General features: G+C 45.6%; 11 protein-coding genes. 8 read left to right on the top strand and 3 right to left on the bottom strand.

Annotation, left to right across the window (positions count from 1 at the left end; all coding sequences use genetic code 11):
- Positions 1–47: 47 nt before the first annotated feature.
- From HCJ96_RS07725 to ribA, 4 genes are all read left to right on the top strand, one after another.
- Positions 48–350 (top strand): DUF3630 family protein, encoded by a 303-nt coding sequence (locus HCJ96_RS07725; protein WP_169210474.1) that lies wholly within the window; start codon positions 48–50, stop codon positions 348–350.
- A gap of 77 nt (positions 351–427) precedes the next feature.
- Entirely contained in the window at positions 428–1,513 is a 1,086-nt protein-coding gene (locus HCJ96_RS07720; protein WP_169210473.1) for a GGDEF domain-containing protein, read from the top strand.
- A 157-nt stretch (positions 1,514–1,670) separates the two neighbouring features.
- Positions 1,671–4,517 carry an EAL domain-containing protein gene (locus HCJ96_RS07715; RefSeq protein WP_169210472.1) on the top strand — a complete coding sequence of 949 codons (2,847 nt, stop codon included), beginning with the start codon at positions 1,671–1,673 and terminating at the stop codon, positions 4,515–4,517.
- A gap of 85 nt (positions 4,518–4,602) precedes the next feature.
- On the top strand, positions 4,603–5,220 hold the full coding sequence (ribA, locus tag HCJ96_RS07710; protein WP_169210471.1) for a GTP cyclohydrolase II: 618 nt from the start codon (positions 4,603–4,605) through the stop codon (positions 5,218–5,220).
- 312 nt (positions 5,221–5,532) lie between these two features.
- Here the strand turns inward: ribA and HCJ96_RS07705 are convergent, their stop codons facing one another.
- The gene (locus HCJ96_RS07705) at positions 5,533–5,661 is read right to left on the bottom strand and encodes a bacteriocin (RefSeq protein WP_169210470.1); all 129 of its coding nucleotides are present in this window, start codon (positions 5,659–5,661) and stop codon (positions 5,533–5,535) included.
- 230 nt (positions 5,662–5,891) lie between these two features.
- Between HCJ96_RS07705 and HCJ96_RS07700 the strand changes: the two genes are divergently transcribed.
- On the top strand, positions 5,892–7,211 hold the full coding sequence (locus HCJ96_RS07700; protein WP_246261226.1) for a DUF3300 domain-containing protein: 1,320 nt from the start codon (positions 5,892–5,894) through the stop codon (positions 7,209–7,211).
- Positions 7,212–7,282: 71 nt separating this feature from the next.
- Here the strand turns inward: HCJ96_RS07700 and HCJ96_RS07695 are convergent, their stop codons facing one another.
- Entirely contained in the window at positions 7,283–8,149 is an 867-nt protein-coding gene (locus tag HCJ96_RS07695; RefSeq protein ID WP_169210469.1) for an ATP-grasp domain-containing protein, read from the bottom strand.
- Complete coding sequence (locus tag HCJ96_RS07690) at positions 8,150–8,689, bottom strand: hypothetical protein (RefSeq protein WP_169210468.1); 540 nt, start codon at positions 8,687–8,689, stop codon at positions 8,150–8,152. It lies immediately after the preceding gene.
- Positions 8,690–8,854: 165 nt separating this feature from the next.
- Between HCJ96_RS07690 and HCJ96_RS07685 the strand changes: the two genes are divergently transcribed.
- From HCJ96_RS07685 to HCJ96_RS07675, 3 genes are all read left to right on the top strand, one after another.
- Positions 8,855–9,730, top strand: coding sequence for a mechanosensitive ion channel family protein (locus tag HCJ96_RS07685; RefSeq protein WP_246261248.1), 876 nt, complete (start codon positions 8,855–8,857; stop codon positions 9,728–9,730).
- On the top strand, positions 9,727–10,701 hold the full coding sequence (locus tag HCJ96_RS07680; protein ID WP_169210466.1) for a zinc transporter ZntB: 975 nt from the start codon (positions 9,727–9,729) through the stop codon (positions 10,699–10,701). The genes HCJ96_RS07685 and HCJ96_RS07680 overlap by 4 nt, the downstream gene beginning before the upstream one ends.
- A gap of 151 nt (positions 10,702–10,852) precedes the next feature.
- On the top strand, positions 10,853–11,590 hold the full coding sequence (locus tag HCJ96_RS07675) for a MauE/DoxX family redox-associated membrane protein (RefSeq protein WP_169210465.1): 738 nt from the start codon (positions 10,853–10,855) through the stop codon (positions 11,588–11,590).
- Positions 11,591–11,602 lie beyond the last annotated feature (12 nt).

Below are 11,602 nucleotides of genomic sequence, written 5' to 3'. Positions count from 1 at the left end.
AATTTTCATCAAATTTATTGGCAGCTCACCAAAGTAAGAAGGAACTGATGCAACCGTTAACCCGACCACGTTTAGCTGACAACCTCCGGCTCGCGGGCAATATAATCCTTATTACTTTGGACCTGCCGGTTGATGAGCGTGAAACAAATCAATTTATCGACCAGTTAGCCCAAGCCACCCGTTCACACGTCATCAATAGCAACTGGGGAGCGGATCGTTTTCAGGCAGAATTCGAGCACGTCTCACACCGCTTTTATCTGCACATAGAGTGGAACTGTGAGGCAATGTGGTTAGAGTGTCAGCAAGGGAATGAAAATATTGCGCAGTTACTCGATTTGCTGACGCAGTAGAATTTTCATCCACATTGATAGTAAACTCGGACACACTACTAATATACGAACCACGTTTACTGTTTTCAGGTGTTGTATTGAAAAATCTGGCTTTAGCGTACATTCATACTGGTGATCGTCCAGACTATGACTCTGAGAAGAGTCGGCTGATTGCGGTAATTAATTTATTTTCGGCAGTCGGAACATCGCTAACTTTTGTTCTCGCCACCCGCGCTCTGTTGACAGATGATTTACCACTCGCTCTGTCGTTATACACCGCAAGCCTGATTTTTTTCAGTTCGCATCTGCTAATGCGCTGGCGCCGTTCGGCCGATACCCATAAATATTCTTCCACGATCCTGCTTATCTGTTTGATGGCACTGACCGCGTACCTGGTGCATTCAGGCGGGGCACGTGGCACTGGCCCTTTATGGAGCTACCTTGTGCCTTCAGTCACGCTGTTCATGGCCGGATTACGGCGTGGACTAACCATCCTGGCTGTTTACTTTTGTGTCATCAGCGCGCTGTTGTTTTTTAACGGCGGCCAGTGGTTGCTGATTGATTACGGTTACGAATTTAAAACGCGGTTGCTCTATTCTTTCTTAACCGTCACATTCTTATCCGCGTATTACGAATACACTCGCGAAATCTCGTTCAAAACGATCTCTGAATTAAGTCAGAAATTTGAAAAACAGGCCCGCCACGATCCTTTGACAGGATTGCCTAATCGCAGAGGTATGTGGGAGCATCTGACCTACGAATATGAGCGTTCCCAGCGTTATCGACTGAATATGACCGTGTTAGTTTGCGACATCGATCACTATAAAAAGGTCAACGATACCCTTGGTCATGATGGTGGCGATTTTATTTTAAAAGAGGTAGCCACGCTGATGTCTGAGCAACTTCGTAAGCAGGATATTCTGGCGCGCTGGGGCGGCGAAGAATTCCTGATTTTGTTGCCGGAAACTAATACGCAACAAGCGTTTATCGTGGCAGAAAAGATCCGTACGCAAATCGAGAATGCCGAGTTTACCTACAACGAGCAAACACTTTCGGTCACAGTCAGTTTTGGTATCGCTGATGCATCCGGGAAAAATCAGGTTGATCAGGCAATCAGTGAGGCTGATGGCTACTTGTACAAGGCAAAAAATGCCGGTCGAAATACAACATTGCCGAAGCTTTAGTTCGTGCATCCATACCTAACACCGTATTAACATATTCGCCAGTTCTGCAGTTGTTAGATAAAATAGAAACGGAATTTTCCGATGGACGGATTGAGTGCTACAGAGTAAACAGTACAGGGTAAAAAACAGACGTGTTGCGTTTAGCAGCATTATTACGGTGTTGTTAACCTGTGTCCTTTTCGTCTTCCAGGTTCATCATGCTGTAGCAGAAACGCTGCTGATAGATGAAGAATTCAGCAAAGCTAACTTGCAGCACCATAGTTTAAGTCGACTCGCTGAAAAACACGTTTCATTCTCAGAAGTAATTAACTCGACCACGGGCAAACTCAATCCGCATTTCTTACACCCCCTGGATGACGACACCCGGGTGTGGATGATGAGTCACGTGCAAAATATTGCAAATAAACCCTTGAAAATGGCGCTGACGGTAGAACGGCTTGGATTAGATGAAGTTACCATCTGGATCGTTGATGAACGCCAACGAATTATTCACTCGCATAAAACTACTGCTGAAAATCCCACTTCCTGGTTCGAGCAAACGCTTCCAGCGATAACCTACGATTTTAAATTACCCAAAAATCAGACGGTCACGGTTCTGCTGAGTATTGAGGATAACGGCTTAACCAGTCTGCCAATTTTTTTATGGCAGCACAACGCACTGACCGCGCATAGCAAAGTACATCTATTATTTTTGGGCATATTAGTCGGTAAGTTAGCGATTCTTTTTATCTATTTCTTCTTGTCTTATCTTTATCAGCGCACACCGGCGCGATTCTGGTTGGCGATGACCAACCTGTTTTTCCTGACGCTTGTCATCGCGATGCAGGGTTTACTGGACACGGTTTTTCCGGTTTCAGAGTACGCTGAGCCAATCCTAGCCGTCTTATTGGCATTTATCTTGTTTTCGTTGGCGAATGTTACCCATAATTTGTTTGTGCGCTTGCCCGTTGGCTTTCATTTTTTAAATTACATTGGCCCTTTATATCTGTTAGTGGCAGTGGCAACGCAAAATACTTACTACTTATCAATCACTATTTTGCTGACGCTGCCGATAGCCAGCCTGGTCCAGGTTTTCTCCGCGCTGATTTTTCGCGACCGTCGCAATAAGTCTTTATCTCGAATTTATTTAATAAGCTGGTTATTTCTGGTCGCGTTATTTGCGTTGCAAATTGATATTCTTGCCAATAGTTACAGCCTGACTTCTTATCATACTGCGTTGAGTGTGCTGATGCTGTCATTGGCCTGTTTAAGTTATGGTGTCTGCGTTGAATTAAAAGAGCGCAGCTTTACTCAACAGGAAATTAGTGCAAAAGAACAAACTATTAGCAGCTTAAACTACTTTTATAATTTGTTTCGTAACTCTGCCGAAGGCTTATACACCTCAACGGTAGATGGCGCACTCAAGAGTGTAAACCCTGCCATGTGTGCGGTGTTTGGTTACGAAGATGAAGACAGCATGCTTAAAGCAATAAAAAATACCAAACAGTTTTACGCAAACCCGGAAGACCGCAAGCTGCTGGTCGGTGAGTTATTGGAGAAAGGCTCGGTAATGGGCAAAGAGATCAAGGGGCGCAAAGCAGACGGCAACGAGTTCTGGTTCTGTATCTCCTGCCAGTTACAAAACGAAGATGAAGATCGCTTTTTGTATGGCTCAATTTTCGATATCACCGAGAGAAAGCAATCAGATATCAGCCTGGAGTACCTGGCCAGTCATGACAGTCTCACCGGCGTGTTTAATCGTCGCGAATTTGAGCTGCGCTTACATAGCGCGGCTAATCTGGTGGAGCAATCCAAAGCCGATGTGGTTTTACTCTATTTGGATTTAGACAGATTCAAAACCGTTAATGACACCTGCGGACATAAAGCCGGTGATACACTGATTAAAGAAATTGCCCGTTTAATCCAGAGCACTCTGGCGGGCAAAGGTATTGTTGCCCGACTCGGTGGCGATGAATTTGCTGTGCTGTTTGAACGACATAGTGAAGACGTTGCGTACTTGCAGGCGGTAAAGATTTTAAACGCAATACAAGCGTATCGCTTTATCTGGGAAAATCGCGTATTCACCCTCGGCGTCAGCATTGGCTTACTCAATTGCACCGAATACCCGGCCAATCCTGAACAACTATTAAGCATGGCTGATGCTGCCTGCTATATTGCCAAGGAGCAGGGGCGCAACCAGATTCATCGTTACAGTGACGATGATGAGAGTCTTCAACGCTACGAACAGGAGCTGGCCTGGCTTGCTGATATCAACCAGGCGCTCGAACAGAACAATTTCGAACTTTATTACCAGCATTACCGCGTGTTAAATGCCCAGCAGCAAGGTGATTATTTTGAAATTTTAGTGCGTATGATTTCTGAAACAGGGGAGCTTATTCCTCCCTCTGCTTTCTTCCCTTCAGCAGAACGCTACGATCTTAGCGCCAGAATTGACCGCTGGGTGGTTGAAAATACCTTTAAGTGGTTTGCTCAGAACCCTGTCGTATTGAACCGCGTAAAGCGTTGCTGCATTAACCTAAGCGGCCCGTCTTTGGCGGATAAAGATTTGAAATTGCTCATTCTGAATGCGTTTGAACGATCGGGTGTGCCGTATGAAAAAGTCTGTTTTGAGATTACAGAAACTGTCGCTATCGTAAAAATGGAAGATACCTTACAGTTCATGAAGACATTTCAACAACTGGGCTGTCAGTTTGCGTTAGACGACTTTGGTAGCGGTTTCTCGTCCTACACCTACCTCAAGCATTTACCGGTAAACAGTGTAAAAATTGACGGCAGTTTTATTAAAGATATGCTGAACGACCCGGTGGACCACGCCATGGTCTCTTCCATCAAAGATGTCGCTAAAGCCATGGGAATGGAAACCGTGGGAGAATGTGTTGAAGATGAAGCAACCATGGTGGCGCTGGGTAAAATGGGTGTCAATTACGCACAGGGGTACGGTATTGCCAAACCGCGCAGCCTTAAGGAGTATGTCTCACTGGATAGCGATGCGAACACCAGCTAACACTGGTATAATTCGTTGCAGCATTATTGTATTTCACCAAACTGCCCTAACATTAACGGTTCTCCAACAGCGATAAAGATGTGTTATGACCAGCCAGCAACCTAAATATGAATATGTAAGCTCTGCAAAACTACCTACCCGCTTAGGTAATTTTCGTATTCACGGATTTGTTGAAGCCAGTGGTCAGGAGCACGTCGCACTTTCCTACGGTGAATGGAAAGAAAGTGATGTAGTGCCCATTCGCATTCATTCAGAATGTCTAACCGGTGACGCCCTATTTAGTACCCGTTGCGATTGCGGCTTTCAGCTCGAAAAAGCGATGGCAAACATGGTGGAAAAAGGATTTGGGGTGTTACTGTACCTGCGTCAGGAAGGCCGTGGCATCGGCTTATTGAATAAAATTCGTGCCTATAACTTACAAGATGCGGGCATGGATACAGTAGAGGCAAACGAACATTTAGGGTTTGATGCCGATTTACGCAGCTATGACATCTGTAAGCTCATGCTTGAAAAACTGAATGTGAATAAAGTCGAACTGATGACTAACAATCCGCGTAAAGTGGCGGCATTGGAAAAACTAGGCGTTGAAATTGTCGCGCGTAAACCTATCGACCATGGTATCACCAAAGACAATAAGCACTATATTAAAACCAAAACCGAAAAACTTGGTCATGCCTTTGACCCGCATTTGTTTAAAGATTAGCTTTAATTTTGGGTGTTGAACTTAGTTAAAGTCTGCGCAGTAAAATGAACAATCATCGATGCCAGCACGTAGGCGCAAGCAAAATATAGCACCTCGTATAAAATAGTGAATCGCGTAAGCTCATTCCATGAATGTATAAGGGGTTCATCTGTTAAATAATCAGCGCTGAAGATTATGATGAGACTTAGAAATATTATGGAAAACTTTTTCACTGCTTAGCCCTCCCAAACTGGAAAGTCGCTAAAGATGCGGCTTTTCAAGACAAATTTAAAGTAGCGGAGCGTCATAACCACGACCATTATTTTCTACTTTTTAACCAACTGCTCCACCTGCTACCCAATCCCAGTAACCATCAAGAAGCTTACTTGCACCATAGCCAGGAAAAAAATTGTACAATCCGCCAGAAACAGCTTCTAACTCATCGTTATGTAATTCTTTCATTTTATTCCTTTAAAAATTTTTGGTGAATTTGCTAAACATGAATGTTCGTCTTCGAACAATGTGAACTCTATGGGAGAGTCGATGTAAACGCGACTGTATTAAAGTGTAGTTTTATGCATCTCGATTTAACTAGTTTAAGTTTGATTCAGCTTCCGTTAATCCTCAACCCTCTATAACTCCAATTAACACGTATAAATCCTCATCGGATATATGCCTGCGAATAAGGAGTGATGATGAAAAAAATTTTGATTGCCGTATTAGCCACACTGCCGCTTGCCGGCGTGGTGCTGAGCACTCCCGTGAGCGCCACTCCGCCACCTGAGCCACAGATGAAGCAGGATGAATTCAGTGATGCGGAGCTGGACAGCATTTTAGCGCCCATCGCGTTATACCCCGACACCGTGCTCACCCACATACTGATTGCCTCTACCTATCCATTAGAGGTGTTAAACGCCTATCGGTGGCGTAAAGACAATTCGCATTTAACTGCTGAAGAAGTGGCGGAAGAAGTGGAAGTGTTTGACTGGGATCCCAGTGTGCGTGCGCTTGCGCCCTTGACGCAAGTACTGGAAACCATGAGTGACGATTTGGATTGGTTACAGGATTTAGGTGATAACGTATTAATTGACCAGGGTCGCGTGCTGGCCCGGGTGCAAGTGTTACGTCAACATGCATTAAATACTGGGAACCTTAAAAACTCTGACTATTTAACCTACGAAAAAGAGGAAGAGGTCATAGTGATAGAGCCCCGTCGACGTGAAATCGTGTATATTCCTTATTACGATACACGCGTCGTTTATGGCAGCTGGTGGCATCCAATTGCCCCGGTATATTGGCATCACCCTGTGCATGCAGTTTCTCACGCGAGTTTTTACTGGAGCCCCAGTTTCCGCTTAAGTACCCATTTTTACTTTGGTGGTATTCACTGGCACGATCGCTATGTGGTGGTTAGCCATGCACCGGTGCGTTATTACCACCATCCTCGGTATACCCGGCATGTGTACAGCAAAGGCTATCAGCGCTGGGATCATAACGCTGACCATCGTCGCACCCGTTATTCCCCAAGAGTCATTAACCGGGTCCAATCACTGCGTGAAGGTAAGCATATTCAAAGCAAAGCCAGCTACCAGCAACGCAAAATTGAACATCGCGAGCTTAACGACCAGTTGCGTCACGTACGCAGTATGCCCCGGGAAAAAGTCATCCAACAGCGTGATGTGGTGAAGACGCAATCACGCGAACTTAATCGGGAAAAACGCGATGTCACGCCTATTCGCAGGGGTGAACTGGCGCAACCGGAACGCCCGGTCATCGACAAAAAAGAGTATATGCAGCGTGAACGGCAGGTTACCCCTCGCCCTCAGGTTGAGCGTCGAGAAATTCAGCGCGAGGTGATAGAGCGCAGACAACAGGATGTTTCGCGAGAAATCTCCAGAGGCGCTATCTCACGGGACATGGCCCCAGTTCGCGATATGTCACGTCAGCAGACAGTACCCACCAGGCAACCTCGGGATGTGCATCGCAGTCGAGATCTGGACCGCGATAGATAAACGATTTACCACCGCGTTATCATCCCCGCACGGAAGCGGGGGGATAACATTACCCACGCCACTTTTCGCGATCATCTATCCAATCTGGCAATAAACGCATCCACAAAACGTTGAGGCGATTTAGCGTCGAGCGTGAAGTACAATGAGGGCTCTATCAGTTCCAGTTCCATTACTGCCCATTCATTGTTGCAGCGAATTAAATCCACCCTTGCATATAGAGCAGAATCAGGCATAGCGGCGAGAGCTTGTTCTGCGACCTGACGCATTGTAGCATCTGCATGATGTGGAGAAAGCTGCCCGCCATGCTCTTCCTGTACACGAAAATCACCCGCTGCCGGACGTTTTAAAATCGCATGACTGTATTCGCCACCAAAATAAAACAGCGAATACTCGCCTTCTTCAACGATGGTATCCAAAAAAGGCTGGACCATCATCTCCCGGCGAGTAAATAGCGAGCTTAACTGCTCAGACTTTTCCTCAAGCTCAGCAGGGGTGAGTTTAAAGGTATCATCCGCATTCGCACTTAAGGTAGGTTTAATTATCAGATGCCTGGTGTCCCATAAATCGAACTGAGCCGCTATCAGGTGCTTGTCAAACCCTGGTAACCATAAAGTAGGCACCGTGGTTATCCCCTGCTTTTGCAGATCATTCAAATACGTTTTATGCATGTTCCAGCGTTGCAGCTGAAATGGATTTTCCAGCCGCGCCGTAGATTGCTCGATAATCGTTAACGCATTTAAAAATGCGTTGGCATGTTGTTGATAATCCCATGTGCTTCGCACGATAACAGCTTCATAGTCATCCCAGTTCACATCACTGCGATGCCAGGAAATCGTATCCACATGCCAACCGGCTTGTGCAAACGGCACTACCAGCAGATCATCATAAACAAAAAAATCTTCCAGATTGTCTGTTGACAAGAATGCCAGTTTCTTCATTTACATCTCAATTATTAACTGTTCATCGCGAACTGCCATACTTCTTGGCAACTGGTTGGCGAAAATACCCAATTCCATTTCATTCATATCGAGCAATAGAATCACGGGCAACACTTTGCCCTGAATGGCTTTCACACCTTCTATCATGCCAGTGGCATCCGACATCTTATTTTCCAGAATTTTTAAATCTGACAGCACTGGCTTTTCAATCTGTAATTCTTTTTTTGCTCTGCGCCAGGCCAGTTGTCCGCTGATTTTCCCGCGCGCGATAATCACCCCTTCGGTTTTTTCCGCTTTCATCGTTACGACCATGCTGACATCATTATTAGCCACGCCTAAATCAACCTCTGGATCGGAAAAGGTTAAAATCATTCCCTCATGCAACTGCGTTTGCGGGAACGACGCTTTAGCCATCATATCTACGTCTTTTTCTGAGAGCTTGAACGTCAACGCGTAGGAAGAAACAGTGAAAAGGCAAAGCCCTAAAAGCGCAGCAAGTTTTACAACGCGGCAAATTGAATTCTGTAGGATTTTAATCATTTATCGGTGTCCTTTAGTTAGCGCCCTAATAGTTACTTTGCTTTGCTGGTTGTCGGTTCAAATCAATAGCGTTTAACTTGGCAAGCAGTTCGTTGACAGTCTATCATGCCAAAATAGATGACAAATCAACATATTTCGCGACCAAGAGAATTTAGTGTGCAAGAATTGTTAGCCGAAATCAGACAATATTTATCCTTCGAATTGTTTACCCTGTTCAAGCATACGTTCACTCTTGGTGAGTTGCTGTTTATCCCTATTGTTTTCCTGATTGGTTCGTGGGTCATTCGCAAACTGGCTCACCTTTCGACCTATCGACTACGCAAAACTGGTGCAAGCGCTGACACCGTTCATCTGTTTAAACGCATTTTTTATATTATTGCTTTTGCCATTCTCATTGTCACCACGCTGGAGATGCTTAGTGTACCGTTGACCGCCTTTGCCTTTCTTTCCGGAGCAATCGCCATAGGTGTCGGTTTTGGTGCGCAAAATATTATTAATAACTTTATCAGCGGTTGGATTTTAATGTGGGAAAGGCCCATTCGAATTGGCGATTTTCTGGAAGTCGATAACGCTCGCGGCTCTGTAGAAGCCATCAATACCCGCTCTACCCGCATTCGGCGGATAGATGGCGTACATATGCTTATTCCCAATAGTAAACTGTTAGAAAATACTGTGATCAACTGGACATTGATTGATCGCCTTACCCGCACCACGGTTAAAGTAGGTGTTGCCTATGGTTCTCCATGTAAAAAAGTCGCAGAGCTTATAGAGCAAGCGGTGACGATGCAGGAAGATATCTTAACCGAACCCAAACCAGTAGTGATTTTTGAAGACTTTGGCGATAACGCGCTGGTCTTTGAAGTGTATTTCTGGGTTAACGCTACAGTTGAACGAGACTTACGTAAGATACGCAGTGCCGTCAGGTTTGCCATAGATGAGTTATTTAACGACGCCAACATTGTAATTGCTTTCCCGCAGCGTGATGTTCACATAGATGGCTCGCTGAGTCTGGTGCGTCCCAAAAAAGAAGTTGATGCATGAATAAAGCTGCGACTACTGAAGCCTTTTTATGGGCTTATGTAATTAACGCGAATGGCAGCAGCCGTTCTCTAAATTTAGATGATTTTCCCTATTCCTGCGCTCACGATGAGTATTTGTGGATCCACCTTTGCTCTGACGTGGACGAGGTCGACAGCGTAATGAAAGCAATCGGGCTGTCGGAAACGGTTGCTGATAAACTCTCTACACTGGTCACGCGCCCCCGAACCATGACAGTCGACAAAGGTACCTTGATTTATCTGCGCGGAATTAACAAAAACCCCGGCGCTGCCCCTGATGACATGGTTTCACTACGAGTGTGGTTAGAAGAGAAATTAATTGTCACCGCCAGGAGAGCAGATCGCGGTTTAATGTCGATTAATGAAAGTCGAGACCAGGTAACCAACGACCAGGCTCCTGCCTCCTCTACGCATATGCTTATTCATATCATCGAAAATGTAGCTGACAAAATTCACGAAACCGTGGATCAGTTCGACGATACGTTAGTGGATTTTGAATTAAGCGAGCAGCTGGATAAAAAAGCCCGTTTGGCGCTCAGCGATCTACGTCGGCGCGCAGCGTCGATTAGACGCTATCTGGCCCCCCAACGGGACGCCTTAGATGCCATGTTCAGATTGCCGCATCTCTCCAATGAACAAATGTTTGCGCTAAGAGAGCAAACGGAACGTGTCACCCGATACATTGAAGATCTCGATTTAGCCCGGGAACGCGCCATCGTGTTACAAGACGAATTACGCAATTCAATTGCCGATCGTCAGGGGATGCGCATGTACGTGCTATCTTTGGTTACTGCCATATTTTTACCTCTTTCATTTCTAACCGGCGTTTTTGGTATGAATGTAGCGGGTTTGCCCGGCACCGAAACCCCTGAAGCGTTTACCCTGTTAATGGCTGGCATGGGCGGCTTAGCCATTGTTATGTTAATTGCAATGTTGTGGAAACGCTGGTTATAGACACTGTTGATGAACCAACTTAAAACAGAGGCTTATTTTCAGCTCGTTAGCTTATTTGCAGCTCGTTAGCTGAGTTCCCGCGTCAGGTGATCTTAATCTACTTAGACGTCCTACCTACCTAATAACCAGCAAACTGTATAGGGGGTATCTTATGAGTAGAGAAGCCACGTTATACCGTATGGTCACCGATCAGCATATTTGTCCGTATGGGTTGAAATCAAAAGATTTGCTTGAACGCAAAGGTTTTGCGGTGGAAGATCACAAGCTTACATCCCGCGAGGAAACCGACGCATTTAAAGAAAAACATGGTGTAGAGACAACGCCGCAGACATTTATCGATGGCAAGCGCGTTGGCGGTTATGACGACTTGCGAGAATTTTTCGGCAAAGCTGAGGAAAGCCAAAAGGGCTCACGCTATACCCCTGTTATAGCCATTTTTGCTATTGCGGCACTCTTCGTGATTGCCTTGCTCTTTTCATCACGACTACCACTCGCCCCCGAGCCCGTCATTTTGCATTTTGTCGCCTTTGCCATGGTGTTACTTGCGTTGCAGAAGCTGCAGGATGTGCGTTCTTTTGCCACCATGTTCATAACATATGATCTGCTGGCAATGAAGCATTTACGTTACGCTTATTTTTATCCATTTGCAGAAGCCTACGCTGGCATAGGTATGCTGGCGCAGCTACCTGTATTAGCGGTGGCTCCAGTGTCCATTTTTATTGGTGGGATCGGTGCGGCGTCAGTAATCAAGGCGGTCTACATCGATAAACGCGAGCTTAAATGCGCCTGTGTAGGGGGCGATAGCGATGTACCACTGGGCTTTATCAGCTTATCAGAAAACCTGTTTATGTTAGGTGCAGGCCTGTGGATGCTCAGTAAACTGATATAATGGTTGTGGGCT

This window comes from Alteromonas ponticola (assembly GCF_012911815.1).
GTDB classification, from domain to species: Bacteria; Pseudomonadota; Gammaproteobacteria; order Enterobacterales; family Alteromonadaceae; genus Alteromonas; species Alteromonas ponticola.
This window is presented reverse-complemented; position numbering and strand designations above follow the sequence as displayed.

Excerpts from the sequence above, each read along its gene's own strand:
- HCJ96_RS07680 (WP_169210466.1), top strand. The coding sequence starts at position 9,727 with ATGAATAAAGCTGCGACTACTGAAGCCTTTTTATGGGCTTATGTAATT.
- HCJ96_RS07695 (WP_169210469.1), bottom strand. The coding sequence starts at position 8,149 with ATGAAGAAACTGGCATTCTTGTCAACAGACAATCTGGAAGATTTTTTT.
- ribA (WP_169210471.1), top strand. The coding sequence starts at position 4,603 with ATGACCAGCCAGCAACCTAAATATGAATATGTAAGCTCTGCAAAACTA.
- HCJ96_RS07700 (WP_246261226.1), top strand. The coding sequence starts at position 5,892 with ATGATGAAAAAAATTTTGATTGCCGTATTAGCCACACTGCCGCTTGCC.
- HCJ96_RS07705 (WP_169210470.1), bottom strand. The coding sequence starts at position 5,661 with ATGAAAGAATTACATAACGATGAGTTAGAAGCTGTTTCTGGCGGATTG.
- HCJ96_RS07675 (WP_169210465.1), top strand. The coding sequence starts at position 10,853 with ATGAGTAGAGAAGCCACGTTATACCGTATGGTCACCGATCAGCATATT.
- HCJ96_RS07725 (WP_169210474.1), top strand. The coding sequence starts at position 48 with ATGCAACCGTTAACCCGACCACGTTTAGCTGACAACCTCCGGCTCGCG.
- HCJ96_RS07690 (WP_169210468.1), bottom strand. The coding sequence starts at position 8,689 with ATGATTAAAATCCTACAGAATTCAATTTGCCGCGTTGTAAAACTTGCT.